Origin of the sequence: Streptomyces luteoverticillatus (genome assembly GCF_003970715.1) — a bacterium.
GTDB lineage: Bacteria > Actinomycetota > Actinomycetes > Streptomycetales > Streptomycetaceae > Streptomyces > Streptomyces abikoensis.
In genome coordinates, this window is the sequence record NZ_CP034587.1 from 5,565,905 (window position 1) to 5,582,320 (window position 16,416).

Genomic DNA, 16,416 nt, shown 5'->3' on the forward strand with positions numbered 1-16,416 from the left:
AGCTCGAACAAGGAGGCACGGGTGGCGCTGCTGACCCGCATCAGGGAACCGCGCGATCTGGACCGGCTCACCCCGGAGCAGCTCGACCGGCTGGCCGCGGAGATCCGCACCTTCCTCGTCGACGCCGTCTCCAAGACCGGCGGGCACCTCGGGCCCAACCTCGGCGTCGTCGAGCTGACCATCGCCATGCACCGGGTCTTCGACTCGCCCAAGGACAAGATCCTCTTCGACACCGGCCACCAGGCCTACGTCCACAAGCTGCTCACCGGCCGCCAGGACTTCTCGCGGCTCCGCGCCAAGGACGGCCTGTCCGGCTACCCCTCGCGCGCCGAGTCCGAGCACGACGTGATCGAGAACAGCCACGCCTCGACGGTCCTCGGCTGGGCCGACGGCCTCGCCAAGGCCAACCAGGTCCTGGGCAGGAAGGACCACGTCGTCGCCGTCATCGGTGACGGCGCCCTCACCGGCGGCATGGCCTGGGAGGCGCTGAACAACATCGCCGTCGCCAAGGACCGCCCGCTCGTCATCGTCGTCAACGACAACGAGCGCTCCTACGAGCCCACCATCGGCGGCCTCGCCAACCACCTGGCCACCCTGCGCACCACCGACGGCTACGAGCGCTTCCTCGCCCGCGGCAAGGACCTGCTGGAGCGCACCCCCGTCGTCGGCAAGCCCCTCTACGAGACGCTGCACGGCGCCAAGAAGGGCCTGAAGGACTTCATCGCCCCGCAGGGCATGTTCGAGGACCTCGGCCTGAAGTACGTCGGCCCGATCGACGGCCACGACATCGAGGCCCTGGAGTCCGCCCTGCAGCGCGCCAAGCGCTTCGGCGGCCCCGTCCTCGTGCACTGCCTCACCCAGAAGGGCCGCGGCTACAAGCACGCCGAGCAGAACGAGGCGGACCGCTTCCACGGCATCGGCGCCATCCACCCCGACACCGGCCTGCCCGTCTCCTCCGGCGGCGCCAGCTGGACCTCCGTCTTCGCCGACGAGATGGTCGAGCTCGGCCGGGAGCGGGAGGACATCGTGGCCATCACCGCCGCGATGATGCAGCCCGTCGGCCTCGGCAAGTTCGCCAAGGCCTTCCCCGAGCGCGTCTACGACGTCGGCATCGCCGAGCAGCACGCCGCCACCTCCGCGGCGGGCCTGGCCACCGGCGGCCTCCACCCGGTCTTCGCCGTCTACGCCACCTTCCTCAACCGCGCCTTCGACCAGGTCCTGATGGACGTCGCCCTCCATAAGTGCGGCGTGACGTTCGTCCTGGACCGGGCCGGCGTCACCGGCGACGACGGCGCCTCCCACAACGGCATGTGGGACATGTCCATCCTCCAGGTCGTCCCCGGCCTGCGGATCGCCGCCCCGCGCGACGCCGACCAGGTCCGCGCCCAGCTGCGCGAGGCCGTCGAGGTCAAGGACGCCCCCACCGTCGTCCGCTACTCCAAGGGCACCGTCGGCCCGGCCGTCGAGGCCGTCTGCCGCATCGGCGGCATGGACGTGCTGCGCCGCCCCGCCGACGCCACCGAGAAGCCGGACGTCCTCCTCGTCTCCGTCGGCGCGCTCGCCCCGATGTGCCTGGAGATCGCCGACCTCCTCGACAAGCAGGGCATCTCCACCACCGTCGTCGACCCGCGCTGGGTCAAGCCCGTCGACGAGGCCCTGCCCGGCCTGGCCGCCGAGCACCGCGTCGTCGTCACCGTCGAGGACAACGGCCGCGTCGGCGGCGTCGGCTCGGCGGTCGCGCAGGCGCTGCGCGACGCCGGCGTGGACCTGCCGCTGCGCGACTTCGGCATCCCGCCGCGCTTCCTCGACCACGCCTCCCGCAAGGAGGTCATGGCGGAGATCGGGCTCACCGCGCCCGACATCGCCCGCCAGGTCACCGGCCTCGTCGCCAAGCTCGACGGCCGCCTCGAAGGTGCCGACGAGACCCTCGAGGCCGCGGAGACGGTGAAGGCCACCGAGGCCGCCGACGCCACCGAGACCGCCGAGGCCGTCCGCGACTGACGGGACCCGCACCGAGCCGAAGGGCCGGCCGCACCACCCTCACGGGTGGTCCGGTCGGCCCTTCCGCATGGATGCGCCTGCCCTCCATCGGGTGAATCCTGGGGGTGGGTGGCTGTGGCCGCCCGTGTCACACCCCGATCATCGCGGACACTCGCCCAGTTCGGGCAGGGCGAGCGACGCCGAGCAGGTGGAGGTGAGCCGATGAGCGCAGAGCGGCCCGTCCGGAGCGACCGCGGCAGAAGCGGCATGTTCCGGACCAAGACGGTGGAGCAGTCCATCCAGGACACGGAGGAGCCGGAACACAGCCTCCGGAGGGACCTGTCCGCCCTCGACCTCACGGTGTTCGGCGTCGGCGTCGTCATCGGCACCGGCATCTTCGTCCTCACCGGAAAGGTCGCCAAGGAGAACGCCGGGCCCGCCGTGGCCCTCGCCTTCGTCCTCGCCGGCATCGTCTGCGGGCTCGCGGCGCTGTGCTACGCCGAGTTCGCCTCCACCGTGCCGGTGGCCGGGTCCGCGTACACCTTCTCGTACGCCACGCTCGGCGAGCTCCCCGCGTGGATCATCGGCTGGGACCTGATCCTGGAGCTGGCGCTGGGCTGCGCCGTGGTGGCCGTCGGCTGGTCCGGCTACATCCAGTCGCTGCTGGCCAACGCCGGCTGGCACCTGCCGGGGCCGCTGACCGGCGCCCATGGCGGCACCTTCGGCTTCGACCTCCTCGCCGCCGTCCTCGTCCTGGTGCTGACGGCCATTCTGGTCGCCGGGATGAAGCTGTCCTCGCGGGTGACGGCGATCGTGGTCGGCGTGAAGGTGACCGTGGTCCTCATCGTCATCATCGTGGGCTCCTTCTTCATCAGCGGCTCCAACTACCAGCCCTTCGTCCCGCCGTCGAAGGGCACCGAGGGCGGCAACGGGCTCGCCGCCCCGCTCGTCCAGCTGATGTTCGGCTTCACCCCGTCCAACTTCGGCGTCATGGGGATCTTCTCGGCCGCCGCCGTGGTGTTCTTCGCCTTCATCGGCTTCGACATCGTGGCCACCGCCGCCGAGGAGACCCGCAACCCCCAGCGCGACCTGCCACGCGGCATCCTCGGCTCCCTCGCCATCTGCACCGTGCTCTACGTGGCCGTGTCCATCGTCGTCACCGGCATGCAGAAGTACGACAAGCTGTCCACGAAGGCGCCGCTCGCCGACGCCTTCAAGGACGCCGGGCACCCCTTCTGGGCCGGGCTGATCAGCTTCGGCGCGGCCGTCGGCCTCACCTCCGTCTGCATGATCCTGCTCCTCGGGCAGAGCCGGGTGTTCTTCGCCATGAGCCGCGACGGGCTCCTGCCCCGCTTCTTCTCGACCGTCCACCCACGCTTCGGCACGCCTTACCGCTCCACGATCCTCCTGGGCGTCGTTGTCGCGGTCGTCGCGGGCTTCACCTCGATCGATGTCCTCGCCGAACTCGTCAACATCGGCACGCTGTTCGCCTTCGTCGTCGTCGCGCTGGGCGTCGTCGTCCTGCGCCGCACCCGGCCCGACCTGCCGCGCGCCTTCCGTACCCCGTTCGTGCCCTACGTCCCCGTGCTGTCGGTGCTCGCGTCGCTGTGGCTGATGCTCAATCTGCCGGCGGAGACGTGGGTGCGGTTCGCCGTGTGGATGGTCATCGGCGTCGTCGTCTACTTCGTCTACGGGAGGAGGATGAGCCGGGTGAGTCAGGCGCAGCGGAGCGGGCCGCCCACGGTCTGACCAGGACCAGGACCAAGACCGGGGCCCGTCGCCGGACCCGGGGGCCGCGGACTACGGGCGCACCGCCCGCGGCCCCACCACCTCGGCGCCCAGCGCCCGCACCCGCTCGCGCAGTTCCCGGTCCGCCGTGACGACCACACAGCGCCGCCCGGGCGCCCGCGCGGCGACCAGCTCCACGATCCGGTCGTCCCCGCTGCCGTCGGCCGCCTCGACGTCCACCCCGGGCACCGGGGCGGTGCCGCGCGCGGCGCCCTCCACCACCAGCACGATCTCCGGCGCCCCCATGGGGGGAGGCTCCACCGCCCCTTCCGGCAGTCCCTCCCGCGCGTATTCCGCCAGCAGGTCCCGCAGCCGCTCGGCGGCCCCGCGCCGGTCGCGCCACCAGCCGTCCGGCACCGAACCGACGACGTTGGCGGCGTCCACGACAAGAAGAGCGGAATCAGGGGTTTCGGGGTTTTCCGGGGCCCGTGCGGTCATGGCGACAGCTTCGCACGCCGTCAGCGGGCGGAATCCGCAGTGTTAATGTCGAGGATCGACAAAATCGATAAAGGCTTTCCAAGAGAGGCTGGTCAGCGAGTCATGGCAGTGCGCACGGCCACCACCACCGGCTGGTTGCTGCGGGGTAACGACGGCCGGCTGACGGCCTACGCCCCGGTCTCGGGCGGTCTCATCCGCTGGACCGAGACCCGCCCCGGCGAAGGCGAATGGACGGGCCCCCAGCGGCTGGACGTGCCGGGGCTGGAGCCGTACCTGTCCATAGCCCGCAGCGCCGAGGGCTATGTCTACCTCGCCGGGCTCCGCCGCCGTCCGCACGAGGACGGCCGGGCCGAGACCGACGTGGTCTACGCCACCCAGTTCCAGTCGGGCCGCGCCCTGACGCAGTGGCGGACCATCGGCACGCCCCACGGCGCCGACTGGGAGAAGGCCGGCCGGATCGGCTTCCCCGTGGCCGCCGCCGACGGCGTCGGCCTCCACCTCTACTTCCGCAACGCCGGCCGCGGCGTCAGCGGCCGCCGCCAGGACGCCCGGGGCATCTGGGGCCCCTGGCTGGACCTCGCGGGCAGCAAGGTCGTCGAGTCGGGGTCCGCGGCCGTCTCCGCCGACGGGCACGTCGAGCTCGTCGTCCCCGCGCCGGACCACGTCCTGCGGTGGCGCCAGGAGGAGCCCGGCGGGCCGCTGAAGCGGATGCCCGACACGGCGATGAAGTCCCTGCCGGAATCCCTCTCGTCCGTGCCGGGCGGGGAGGGGAACGTCGCGCACTTCTGGCGCACCGAGGGTGACTCGGTGCTCCACACGCGGAGCGGTGAGGGTTCGCCGGTCGCGCTGGCCTCCCTGGGCGGCGACGGCAGCGGGCCGGTGGCCGCGTTGCGCACGGTGCTCGGCGGGCGCGAGCGCACGGTGCTGGCCCAGCGGGCGGACTCCGGGCGGGTGGCGGTGGCGGTGTACGACGGGGACGACGCGTCCTGGTCGCAGACCGACGAGGAGTGTGTGGGCGCGCCGGCCCTGGCGGTGGATGCGGCGGGCCGCGTGGTTGTGGCCGTCATCGGCTCGGACGGGAGCCTGCGGGTCGCGCGGCAGCGCGGGGACGGGCCGGAGCTCGAGCTCGGGCCGTGGGCGCGGGCGTAGTTCTGCCCCGGCCCCGCCCTTTCACCGTTTCCGAAGGGGCTTCGCCCCCTCGAACCCCCGGACCGGGCGAAGCCCGGTCCGGGGCGGAGCCCCGGTTACAGACGCGTCGCGCCGCGCAGACCCGTCGCGTAGAAGCCGTTGCCGTCGAGGCGGGCCGTGCCGCCCTTGTCGCCGAAGGTGGGGCCGTTGGCCTCCTCGCGGCTGGAGACGAAGCGGGGCTTGCCGTCGGTGTCGAGGCCCATGTAGATGCCGACGTGGTCGAGGCGTTCGCCGGTGCGCTTGTCGATGTCGAAGAAGACCAGGTCGCCCGGCTGGAGCTTGTCGATGGCCGCCGGGCGCTTGTTCGTCAGCTCCAGTACCGGCACGCCCGGGGCGAGGCGGGCCATGCCGTTGGCCGTGCGCGGCAGGCCGTCGCCCTTGACGTCCTTGCCCAGCAGGGGATAGCGGGCCCGGTAGCCGAAGACCGTGCGGACGAACCCGGAGCAGTCCATCGCGCGGAAGCGCTGCGCCTCCGGCTTCTCCGCCGTGCCGTCGCGGAACGTGTAGGGGATGCCCAGGTAGTCGTAGAAGTCGGACTGCTCCAGGCGCAGGTCCCCGGCCTCGGAGCCGTTGGGGTTCAGCGGGCCGAACTGGGCGTCGCCCGCGTACGGGACGCCGTGGGCGTCCTTCTTCTGCGGGGCGCCGTCGAGGTACTCCATGGAGAACGCGAAGATGTCCGGCTCCTGGCTGCCGAGCTGGGTGGCGAACCACTCCTTGAACCAGGGGGCCTTCTCCGCGCCCTCCTTCCACTTCTCCGGCAGCAGCCGCACCCAGCTGTCGGTGGTGACCTTCGCCGACGTGAAGTTGGGCTCGGTGAACGTCCGGCTGGGGCCGGTGAGCACGGCGGTGCGGGCGTTGTCGGTGAAGGTGGCGAGCACCGAGCCGTCGGCGGAGCGCACGACCGTACGGGCCGGGGCGGCGAGGCGTTCGAAGCGGCGCTCGCCGGAGGCCGTCTTGCTCGCGGACTTGGCCGCGGGGCCGCCGAGGGTGCGTACCGGCGGGGCCGGGTCGTCCTGGCGGTCGCGCAGCTCCACCGTGAGGTAGGCGCTGCCGCCGAGCAGTCCCGCGAGAACCAGGGCGTGCAGGGTGCGCTTGCCGCCGGGCCCGCCGCCCTTGCGGCGGGTGCCGCGCTTCCGTTCCAGTTTCCGGGACATGTGCGTGAGCTCCGTGGTCAGACAGTGGGCATGAAGCCGAGCAGGATCCCGGCGGTCAGGACGACGTAGTTGGCGAGCGACACCGTCGCGGTCGCCAGCAGCGTCGCGCCGCGCGGCTGGCGGACCAGCTGATAGGCGATCAGGCCGGGGACGATGAAGCCCAGGGTCTGGTTCGCGTACATCAGGGGGAACTGCTGCTGGAGGACGATGTGGAGCGTCGCCTGGAGCACCACGCCCGTCAGGACGACGGCGGCGAAGAGCCGCTTGCCGTAGAGGATGACGTGGCGCTGGAGCAGCAGCGTGCCCAGATAGGTCAGCACGGTGATGCCGACGACCATCGCGGCGCGCTGGAGGTCCTCGACCAGGGTCAGGGCCAGCCAGCCGGGGGTGATCATGCCGCCGGGGGAGAGGTTGGTGGTGAGGTAGCAGACCAGCGAGAACAACAGCCCCAGCGCGATCCCGATGGCGGCGATCTCGGGAGTGAGGACGGCGGGGATCAACGGAAGTCTCCTGTGGGATCCATGTAGGTCGGGACGTACACCGGGGGTTCTGGCGGCTGCTGCCGCTCCTGTGGCTGTTCGTCCGTCGGCAGCTCCGCCAGGCGTTCCAGCAGCAGTTCGCCCTGGCCGTGGATGTTGCCGATGGCGATGAGCGAGGCGCCGGGGCCGAGCCGGCCCAGGATCTCCCGCTCCAGTTCGGCCGGGTCGCGGCGGTCGCCGCCCAGGTCGACGATCCGTGAGCGCCACTCGGCGGGGATCGCGTCGGCGGCGCTCTTCGTCGGGTGGCCGATCAGGAAGACCGACTCCGGGGCGAGCCGGGGGATCAGCTCGCCCATCTGGCCGTTGCGCTCGACGCGGTCCGGGCGGCAGTTGACGAGGACGTGCAGGGGGCGCTCGACGGCGCCGAGGCCCAGCAGCTGCTCGACGTTCATCAGCGTCGACTCGGGGTCGTTGGCCGCGAAGACGTTCGCGAAGCGGAACGGCACGCCCTCGGGGGTGCGGTAGCGCTCCACGGACAGCACACCCGGGTCCGGCGGCGCGTCGTACATGCCCCGCAGGGCGGTGGCCCGGTCGACGCCGAGGAGCTCGGCGACGGCGAGCGCGATGGCCACGTTCTCCTTGAACGTGAACCAGCTGAAGCCGCGCAGCTCCTCGTCGGTGACCGTCTCCGGGTCCACGGCGATCAGCCGGCAGTCGCGCCTGGCGGCCTCCTCGCGCAGGATGTGCAGCCGGTCGCGCTCGGCGGTGACGCAGATGCCGCCGACCGGCATGGACCGGCTCAGGGAGCGGGCCACGTCGTCCAGCGTCGGGCCCATCTCGGCGAGGTGGTCCTCGCGGACGTTGCACAGCACACCGATGGTGGAGCGGATCAGCTTGGTCTGGTTGACCTCCTGCAGGGCCGGCATCACGGCCATGCACTCGATGACCAGGGCGTGCGGACGGTAGGCGGCGGCCCGGCGCACGATGCCGATCTGCTCGACGACGTTCGCGATGCCGAACTTGCGGTAGACGGGCTCCTCGGTGGCGTCCGGGTGGATGAAGCGGGCCGCGGTGCCGGTGGTCTTGGCGACCGTGACCAGCCCGCCGCCGCGCAGCGCGCCCGCGCACAGCCGGGTGATGGAGCTCTTCCCCGGATGCCGTTGATCAGCACCCGGGTGGGGATCGCGTCGAGGTTGGTGAAGTGCCGGCGCTGCTCGATCACGCCCGCGACCAGGAGGACCGCACAGCAGATCACCAGGACCGTATAGAGGAAGAGCACGCGTCAGGTCCTTCCGGAGGGGCGCGCCAGCTGCTGCCGGATCAGTTCGAGGTTGCGGACGACCGCGCCCGTCTCGTCGTGGTGCTGCGGGAACAGCACCGTTCTGCGGTCGCCGCCGGCCAGCGCCTCCGCCTGGTCGGCGAGCCCCAGCAGCGGGCGGATGACGATGATGTGCAGCCAGCCCAGGCAGGCCACGGCGGCGGTCACCCCGAGGAGCCCGGCGAGCATGGTGCGCCGCTGGGCGCGGTACTCGGGCAGCTCCAGCCAGGACGTCGGCTGGGAGCTGACGACCTGCCAGCCGAGGTCCTTGACCGCGCCGCCGCCGGTGAAGGGCGCGGCGGCCGCGAGGTCGGAGGTGCCCTTGCCGCGGTGGAGGACGGCGGTGCCGGAGGTCTTGCCGGGGTGCTTCGCGGCGGTGACCGCGAGGTCGTCGAGGTGGCCCGAGGGCAGCTTCGTGAAGGCCCGGAAGCCGTGGGCGCGGTCGGCGGCGACGATCCGGTGGCCCTTGTCGATCAGCCAGACCTGGCCGAGGCCGGGCCGGGTGACCATCGAGACGAGGAACTGCGGGTCGTACTCGCCGACCACCGCGCGGCCCTTGCCGCCGGGCACGGCCGCGTAGGCGGCGATCAGCGGCTCCTTGCCGGAGGTGTTGAGCTGGACGACGGAGTCGTCGTGGGGTGCCTTGCCGGCCGGGTGGTGCGCGGCGGCGCCGGCGTGCGCGAGGACCTTGCCCGCGCCGTCGACGACGTAGACCGCGCGGTACCGGCCGTGCTCGCGCAGCGTCTTCTCCAGGACGGCCCTGTCGGCCGCCTCCGACGCCTCGCGGTCGTCCGCGCCGATGACCTGGGCCACGGAGGCGACGTCGGCCCAGCCCTCGTTGAGGGCCTTGCGCACCCGGTCGGAGGCGGTGTCGGTACGGCGGCGCTGGTCCTCCACCAGCTGCTGGGGCACGGCCACGGTGCCGCCCGCGCGGTTGACGAGCAGCAGCAGCGGCGCGGCCCAGGCGAGCAGGACCACGGCGCACACGATCACCGAGCCCCGGGTGCCGAAGCCGCCGCGCGCCCGCCCGGAACGCGTGGGCCGCTCGCCGAGCAGCTGGCGGCGCAGGCTCTCCAGGGCGGCGCCGACCCGGGCCGGCTCCCGGCCCTTGAAGCGGCGGACGGGCCGCTCCAGCTCCCCCCGGGCGAGCCGGCGGCTCTCCAGGTACAGCTGGAGCAGCGGCCGCTGGACGGTCGTCAGCAGCACCCAGCCCACGATCAGGGCGAGGACGAGCAGGACGCCGGCGGCGACGAGGCCGAACGCCTGGGTGCGCACGGCGGACGGGTCCTCGGTGATCTCGACGGACGTGACGACGGACAGGCCGAGGCCGCCCGCGGGGCTCGTCTCGCCGGGGACGCGCCCGGCGGCCGCGTAGCCCACGGCCATCCGGGTGTCGCCGCGTCCGGTGCCCATGAGGTGCCCGCTCGCGCCGGGGTGGCCGCCGGGTTCGGGGGTCTTCGCGGACTCGGCGGCGGCCTTCTTCCGGGCGCCCTTCGCCCACGCCTTGCGGGCGACGGACGGGCCGTCGCTGGCCAGGACCGTACCGGCGGAGTCGACGACCAGCAGCGAGCGGTCCTCGCCGGAGGAGATGCCGGGGACGTTGAGGGTGCCGGAGGCGACGAGCAGCCGGGGCCGTTCGCCGCGCAGGGCGGCCACGACGAGCATCCGGGTCTCGCCGGACGGCAGCCGCACCAGCTGCGGGCCGAGCGGGGCGGGGGCCCCGGCCTCGGGGTCCTTGGCCTTGGGGTCCTTGGCATTCCGCGCGCCGGGCTGCCCGGCCTTGTCGCTCTTGCCGCCCAGGACGGTCGCCAGGGGGATGTTCTCGCCGCGCGCGGCGAGGAGGGTGCCGCTGCCCGGGTCGACGACGGCGGTGCCGCGCCACTTGCCGTAGACCTTGCCGAGCTGGTCCATCAGGGCGTCGGGGGCGCCCGCCCTGTCCCCGTCGAACTGGGCGGCGGCGCGCTCGATGTCGGTGACGCTCTCGTCGAGGGAGGCCCGCAGCGACAGGGCGCCGTCCTCGGCCACATGCTGCTGGGAGGTCAGCACGGCCCGGTCGACGAGCGCCCGGTCGCGGTCGCCCAGCACCAGGGCCGTCGTACCCGCCACCGCCAGCAGCAGCGCCAGCAGGGCGGCGATCGGCGGACGGGCGCCGCCCAGCAGGGGCATGTCGGCACGCCGGCGCGTCCTGCGCCGACGGGAGCCGCGCGAAGCGGACAACAGTCTTCCTCTCGGTGGTGAGCGCGCGGGGCATGCTCACCGGAACCAAGAGGTCCTGGCCCTACTGTCTGCCGCACTGCGTTTTCGAAGCGTGAATCGTCCGGATTCTAGGCAGACTTTAAAGAAACGACCAAGTCGTTTGTCTGTACATGATCGACTTTGACCTTTTCCGCGGCTACTCCGTGAGGGTCAGCGGGCGCAGACCGTCCTTCTCCGCACCCCGGTTGAGCACCGTGCCCCGGGTCCGCTCGAAGGCCGTCCGGTAGCGCGAGCGCTGCTGCGCCGTCAGCCCCCCGCCCTTCAGCGCCGCCCCCACGTCCACCAGCCGGATGCTCGGCTCCAGCTCCACCATGGTCGGGACGAACCGGGCATCGGACACCGACCACGCGCCCTTCCGCTTGGTGAAGGAGAACCAGCCCATCACGCCCTCCTCGGTGACACCCAGCGGCTGCGCGTGCCGGGCCACCTGATTGCCCAGACCGTAGGCGAACCAGGTGCTCCCCACCTTCTCGAAGGGCTGCACCACATGCGCGTGATGGCCGACGACCAGATCGATGCCCGTCTCCTCGGCGATCCGCTCGGCCAGCCGCGCCTGCGTCCTGCTCACCTCGGGCCGCCCCTCGCGCCCCCAGTGGACGCTTGCGAAGACCACCTCGGCACCCGCCGCCCGCGCCCGCTTCTCGTCCTCCGCCATCCGCCGCACATCCGTGACGTTGACCAGCCACGGCTTGTCCTTCGGCACGGTCGTGTCGTTGAGCCCGTACGTGTAGGAGAGCTGTGCCACCTTCACGCCCTTGACGTCCAGGACGAGCGGCGTGGCGGCCTCCCGCGCGTCGCGCGCCGAACCGGTGTGCCGCAGCCCGGCCGCGTCGAGGGTGTCCAGCGTCCGACGGACGCCCTCGGGGCCGTGGTCGAGGGTGTGATTGGAGGCCGTCGAGCAGGTGTCGTAGCCCAGGTCCTTGAGCGTGCCGGCGATCTGCGGCGGCACGCTGAACTTCCGGTAGCCGAGGAAGGGCCCCTTGGGGTCGGCCAGCGCGGTCTCCATGTGGCAGACCGCGAGATCCGCCTTGGCGACGACCGGTTTGATCCCGGCCATGACGGCGCCGAAGTCGGGCCCCGGACGGCCCGCCGCCTTGGCGTCCTTGACGGCCTGCTCGGTGATCTCCGGGTGGATGAGCACGTCGCCACCGGCGGCCAGCGTGAAGGACGCCTCCACCCCGCCCGGTTCCGCGCGGGCGTACAGATACCCTGCCGTCGAGCCTCCGACGAGGAGCGTCAGGACCATGGCAAGCAGAATACGGCGGCGGAGGAAGCGTTTCACCGGGGTATTTTTACCGCCATGAGGCTCAAGCCCGAAATCTCCCCGCTGCTGACGTCCGTGCTGGTCGGCACGCTGACGCTCACGGCGCTCACCGGGCTGACCGGCTGTGCCGACCTCTCGGGCCGCGCCCGCCCGGGCGCCGCCGGCGCCCCGGACACCGGGCCGCCGGACGCGGCGGGGGCGGTCGATCTCGGCGCCCGGATCACGGGCTTCACCGACGGCATCACCCAGAACGGGCACTACCGCGTCCCCGCCGCGAGCGACCGGCGGGCCGTCGCCGACGGCGTCCGCCTCCTCCTCGACGGCGACCGCGCCGCCGCCGAACGGTCGCTGGCCGGGGCCGGCTACGCCCTGCGCACCCTCGCCGACCGTCAGGACGGCCGCCGCTACGCCGAGATCGCCGACGCCACCCGGGAGGGCGAGACCACCCGGGGCTGGGGTCGCGTCTACCTCGCCCTCCAGGGGCCGGCGCGCTGGTCCGTACAGGTGCCGCACCCCAGCGCGGATCAGCGCACCGAACAGCTGGGCATCGGTTTGCTGCGGGGCGCGCCGGGGGGAGTGCTGATTCTCGCCGGCGCGCATCGCAACGCGGCCGATTCCACGGATGGGGACGCCGCCGATGTCGCCCATCGTGCGGACTCCGTCTTCGCCGCTGTCGCGGCCGTGCTCGCCGACCGGCGGCTGCCGGCCGTCCAGGTGCACGGTTTCGCCGACTCCAGCCTTCCGGAGCACGACGTCGTCGTCTCACCCGGCAAGGGCGATGCCGGTCTGCCGGCCGCGCGTCGGCTCTCGGCGGCGCTGGGCCGCGAGAAGCTGCGGGTGTGCGAGGTGTGGCGGCGCTACTGCGGCCGCCTGGAGGGCCGGACGAACGTCGAGGGCGACCACGCGGACGCGGTGGGGGCGCCGTTCCTCCACGTCGAGCACAGCCGGACGGTGCGGTTCGATGACGCGCTGATGGGGGAGGCGGTGCGCGCGTTGACCGAGGTCGTGCGGCGGTGGAGTGCGGGGCGGGCGTAGGGGGAGGAGGCCCCGGTCCTCAAATGCCGGACGGGCTGGAGAACTCCAGCCCGTCCGGTGGTGGGTACTGCTACTGCGCCGGGACGCTCGCCACGCCCTGCGGCAGGAAGCGGCGGCCGATGACGCGCTCGGAGACGCCCTCGCGGTCCAGGTACGGCGTGACGCCGCCCAGGTGGAAGGGCCAGCCGGCGCCGGTGATCAGGCACAGGTCGATGTCCTGCGCCTCGGCGACGACGCCCTCGTCCAGCATCAGGCCGATCTCCTGGGCGATGGCGTCCAGGACGCGCGCCCGGACCTGCTCCTCCGTCAGGACGCTGTCGCCCTGCACCAGAAGGGCGGCGACCTCCGGGTCCAGCTCCGGCTTGCCGGAGTCGTAGACGTAGAAGCCGCGCTTGCCGGCCTTGACCACGGCGGCCAGGTTCGGCGAGACCTTGAAGCGGTCGGGGAAGGCGGCGGCCAGCGTCTCGGAGACGTGCAGACCGATCGCCGGGCCGACCAGCTCCAGCAGCACCAGCGGCGACATCGGCAGGCCGAGCGGCTCGACGGCCTTCTCCGCCACCGCGACCGGCGTGCCCTCGTCGATGACGTTCTGGATCTCGCCCATGAAGCGGACCAGGATGCGGTTGACGACGAACGCCGGGGCGTCCTTCACCAGCACCGCCGTCTTCTTCAGCTTCTTGGCGACACCGAACGCCGTGGCCAGGGCCGCGTCGTCGGTCCGCTCGCCGCGCACGATCTCCAGCAGCGGAAGGATCGCGACCGGGTTGAAGAAGTGGAAGCCGACGACCCGCTCGGGGTGCTTCAGCTTCGACGCCATCTCGGTGACCGAGAGGGAGGAGGTGTTGGTCGCCAGGATCGTGTGCTCGGGCACGACCGCCTCGAGCTCGGCGAACACCTGCTGCTTGACGCCCATCTCCTCGAAGACGGCCTCGATGACGAAGTCCGCGTCGCCGAAGGCGGCGGCCTTGTCCAGCGAGCCGGTCACCGAGGCCTTCAGGCGGTTGGCCTTGTCCTGGTTGATACGGCCCTTGAGGAGCAGCTTGTCGATCTCGCCGTGGACGTAGGCGACACCCTTGTCCACGCGCTCCTGGTCGATGTCGGTCAGGACGACCGGCACCTCCAGGCGGCGGAGGAAGAGCAGCGCCAGCTGGGACGCCATCAGACCGGCGCCCACGACACCGACCTTGTTCACCGGGCGCGCGAGCGAGCGGTCCGGCGCGCCGACCGGGCGCTTGCCGCGCTTCTGCACCAGGTTGAAGGCGTAGATGCCGCTGCGCAGCTCGCCGCCCATGATCAGGTCCGCGAGGGCCTGGTCCTCGGCGTCGAAGCCCTGGCGCAGGTCGCCGTTCTTGGCGGCGGCCATGATCTCCAGCGCCCGGTAGGCGGCCGGGGCGGCGCCGTGCACCTTGGAGTCGGCGAAGGCGCGGCCGCGCTCGATGGCCTGGTCCCAGGCCTCGCCGCGGTCGACCTCGGGCCGGACGACCTCGGTCTCGCCCTTCAGCACCGAGGCGGTCCACAGGAGCGACTGCTCCAGGAAGTCCGCGCCGTCGAAGAGGGCGTCCGCGATGCCCAGGTCGAAGACCTGCTTGCCGCGCAGCTGCTTGTTCTGGTTCAGCGAGTTCTCGATGATGACCGAGACCGCGCGGTCCGCGCCGATGAGGTTCGGCAGCAGGGCGCAGCCGCCCCAGCCGGGCACCAGGCCGAGGAAGACCTCGGGGAGCGAGAAGGCCGGGATGGCCTTGGACACCGTGCGGTAGGTGCAGTGGAGACCGACCTCGACGCCGCCGCCCATCGCGGCGCCGTTGTAGTACGCGAAGGTCGGGACCGCCAGCGACGAAAGGCGCTTGAAGACGTCGTGGCCGCCCTTGCCGATGGCCAGGGCCTCCTCGTGCTTCTTCAGCAGCTCGACGCCCTTGAGGTCGGCGCCCACGGCGAAGATGAACGGCTTGCCGGTGATGCCGGCGCCGACGATGTCACCGGCCGCGGCCTCCGCCTCGACCTGGTCGATCGCCTTGTCGAGGTTGGCGAGGGACTGCGGGCCGAAGGTGGTCGGCTTGGTGTGGTCCAGGCCGTTGTCCAGCGTGATGAGCGCGAAGCGCCCAGCGCCCGGGAGGTCGAGGTGGCGCACGTGCGCCTGGGTCACGACCTCGTCGGGGAACAGCTCGGCCGCGCCCTTCAGGAGCTCAGTGGTGGTGCTCACTTGTCGCCTCCGTCGAAGTGCGGGTTCTCCCAGATGACCGTTCCGCCCATGCCGAAGCCCACGCACATCGACGTGATGCCGTAGCGGACGTGCGGCTGCTCCTCGAACTGGCGGGCCAGCTGCGTCATCAGCCGGACGCCGGAGGAGGCCAGCGGGTGGCCGAACGCGATGGCGCCGCCGTACTGGTTGACGCGCGGGTCGTCGTCGGCGATGCCGTAGTGGTCCAGGAGCGAGAGCACCTGGACGGCGAAGGCCTCGTTGATCTCGAACAGGCCGATGTCGGCGATCGTCAGACCGGCCTTGGCCAGGGCCTTCTCGGTGGCCGGGACCGGGCCGATGCCCATGACCTCGGGCTCCACACCGGCGAAGGCGTAGGAGACCAGGCGCATCTTGACCGGCAGGCCCAGCTCGCGCGCCACGTCCTCGGCGGCGATCAGCGAGGCGGTGGCGCCGTCGTTGAGACCGGCGGCGTTGCCCGCGGTGACGCGGCCGTGCGGACGGAACGGGGTCTTCAGACCGGCCAGGTTCGCCAGCGTGGTGCCCGGGCGCATCGGCTCGTCGGCGGTGGCCAGGCCCCAGCCCGTCTCGCCGCCCTCGGGGGACGTGCGGCGAATGGAGATCGGCACCAGGTCGGCCTGGATCTTGCCGTCGGCGTACGCCTTGGCGGCCTTCTCCTGGCTGCGCACCGCGTACTCGTCGGCCCGCTGCTTGGTGATGTGCGGCAGGCGGTCGTGGAGGTTCTCCGCCGTCATGCCCATGAAGAGGGCCGACTCGTCGACCAGCTTCTCCGACACGAAGCGGGGGTTGGGGTCGACACCCTCGCCCATGGGGTGACGGCCCATGTGCTCGACGCCGCCGGCGAGGGCGATGTCGTAGGCACCGAGGGCGACACCGCCGGAGACCGAGGTCACGGCGGTCATCGCGCCGGCGCACATACGGTCGATGGAGTAGCCCGGCACGGACTGCGGGAGGCCCGCGAGGATGCCGGCCGTACGACCGAGCGTCAGCCCCTGGTCGCCGATCTGCGTGGTCGCGGCGATGGCGACCTCGTCGATGCGGGCGGGGTCGAGGTCCGGGTTGCGGCGCAGCAGCTCCCGGATGCACTTGACGACCAGGTCGTCGGCGCGGGTCTCGTGGTAGATGCCCTTCGGGCCCGCCTTGCCGAACGGGGTGCGGACGCCGTCGACGAAGACGACGTCCCTAGCGGTACGAGGCACGTTGGCTCTCCTCCAGGTGCGGATCGCTGCGCGCGGGCATGCCGAGACGGCTCCGCCGCGGTGCGGGCTGACAACCGTCATGCTACTTGCGGGTAACCA

General features: G+C 72.3%; 11 protein-coding genes and 1 pseudogene. 4 read left to right on the forward strand and 8 right to left on the reverse strand.

Annotation, left to right across the window (positions count from 1 at the left end; genetic code table 11):
• Positions 1-21: 21 nt before the first annotated feature.
• Together dxs and EKH77_RS24850 are read left to right on the forward strand one after the other, a co-directional pair.
• A complete protein-coding gene (gene dxs, locus EKH77_RS24845; protein ID WP_126916521.1) occupies positions 22-2,001 on the forward strand; it encodes a 1-deoxy-D-xylulose-5-phosphate synthase in 1,980 nt (659 codons plus the stop codon).
• 201 nt (positions 2,002-2,202) lie between these two features.
• Complete coding sequence (locus tag EKH77_RS24850) at positions 2,203-3,729, forward strand: amino acid permease (protein WP_126916522.1); 1,527 nt, start codon at positions 2,203-2,205, stop codon at positions 3,727-3,729.
• A gap of 51 nt (positions 3,730-3,780) precedes the next feature.
• Here the strand turns inward: EKH77_RS24850 and EKH77_RS24855 are convergent, their stop codons facing one another.
• Positions 3,781-4,206: an NTP pyrophosphohydrolase gene (locus EKH77_RS24855; RefSeq protein ID WP_126916523.1), complete on the reverse strand. Its 426-nt coding sequence runs from the start codon at positions 4,204-4,206 to the stop codon at positions 3,781-3,783.
• 102 nt (positions 4,207-4,308) lie between these two features.
• Between EKH77_RS24855 and EKH77_RS24860 the strand changes: the two genes are divergently transcribed.
• Complete coding sequence (locus EKH77_RS24860) at positions 4,309-5,355, forward strand: hypothetical protein (RefSeq protein WP_126916524.1); 1,047 nt, start codon at positions 4,309-4,311, stop codon at positions 5,353-5,355.
• Between the two features lie 95 nt (positions 5,356-5,450).
• Here EKH77_RS24860 and EKH77_RS24865 read toward each other — a convergent pair whose 3' ends face one another.
• The 5 genes and pseudogenes from EKH77_RS24865 to EKH77_RS24885 form a co-directional block, all read right to left on the reverse strand.
• Positions 5,451-6,548 (reverse strand): C40 family peptidase, encoded by a 1,098-nt coding sequence (locus EKH77_RS24865; RefSeq protein ID WP_126916525.1) that lies wholly within the window; start codon positions 6,546-6,548, stop codon positions 5,451-5,453.
• A 17-nt stretch (positions 6,549-6,565) separates the two neighbouring features.
• Positions 6,566-7,048 (reverse strand): poly-gamma-glutamate biosynthesis protein PgsC/CapC, encoded by a 483-nt coding sequence (locus EKH77_RS24870; RefSeq protein WP_126916526.1) that lies wholly within the window; start codon positions 7,046-7,048, stop codon positions 6,566-6,568.
• Positions 7,049-7,115: 67 nt separating this feature from the next.
• A pseudogene (pgsB, locus tag EKH77_RS24875) lies at positions 7,116-8,306 on the reverse strand (poly-gamma-glutamate synthase PgsB); the annotation flags it as partial.
• Positions 8,307-8,309: 3 nt separating this feature from the next.
• Entirely contained in the window at positions 8,310-10,562 is a 2,253-nt protein-coding gene (locus EKH77_RS24880; protein WP_240667511.1) for a cache domain-containing protein, read from the reverse strand.
• A 175-nt stretch (positions 10,563-10,737) separates the two neighbouring features.
• Entirely contained in the window at positions 10,738-11,847 is a 1,110-nt protein-coding gene (locus EKH77_RS24885; protein WP_126916527.1) for a CapA family protein, read from the reverse strand.
• Positions 11,848-11,901: 54 nt separating this feature from the next.
• Between EKH77_RS24885 and EKH77_RS24890 the strand changes: the two genes are divergently transcribed.
• Positions 11,902-12,900, forward strand: coding sequence for a hypothetical protein (locus EKH77_RS24890; RefSeq protein WP_126916528.1), 999 nt, complete (start codon positions 11,902-11,904; stop codon positions 12,898-12,900).
• A gap of 70 nt (positions 12,901-12,970) precedes the next feature.
• On the opposite strand, the gene EKH77_RS24895 is transcribed toward EKH77_RS24890, so the two are convergent.
• Positions 12,971-15,100, reverse strand: coding sequence for a 3-hydroxyacyl-CoA dehydrogenase NAD-binding domain-containing protein (locus EKH77_RS24895; RefSeq protein ID WP_126916529.1), 2,130 nt, complete (start codon positions 15,098-15,100; stop codon positions 12,971-12,973).
• Positions 15,097-16,317: a thiolase family protein gene (locus EKH77_RS24900; protein WP_126916530.1), complete on the reverse strand. Its 1,221-nt coding sequence runs from the start codon at positions 16,315-16,317 to the stop codon at positions 15,097-15,099. The genes EKH77_RS24895 and EKH77_RS24900 overlap by 4 nt, the downstream gene beginning before the upstream one ends.
• Positions 16,318-16,416 lie beyond the last annotated feature (99 nt).

Excerpts from the sequence above, each read along its gene's own strand:
- EKH77_RS24865 (WP_126916525.1), bottom strand. The coding sequence starts at position 6,548 with ATGTCCCGGAAACTGGAACGGAAGCGCGGCACCCGCCGCAAGGGCGGC.
- EKH77_RS24890 (WP_126916528.1), top strand. The coding sequence starts at position 11,902 with ATGAGGCTCAAGCCCGAAATCTCCCCGCTGCTGACGTCCGTGCTGGTC.
- EKH77_RS24855 (WP_126916523.1), bottom strand. The coding sequence starts at position 4,206 with ATGACCGCACGGGCCCCGGAAAACCCCGAAACCCCTGATTCCGCTCTT.
- EKH77_RS24885 (WP_126916527.1), bottom strand. The coding sequence starts at position 11,847 with ATGGTCCTGACGCTCCTCGTCGGAGGCTCGACGGCAGGGTATCTGTAC.
- EKH77_RS24850 (WP_126916522.1), top strand. The coding sequence starts at position 2,203 with ATGAGCGCAGAGCGGCCCGTCCGGAGCGACCGCGGCAGAAGCGGCATG.
- EKH77_RS24860 (WP_126916524.1), top strand. The coding sequence starts at position 4,309 with ATGGCAGTGCGCACGGCCACCACCACCGGCTGGTTGCTGCGGGGTAAC.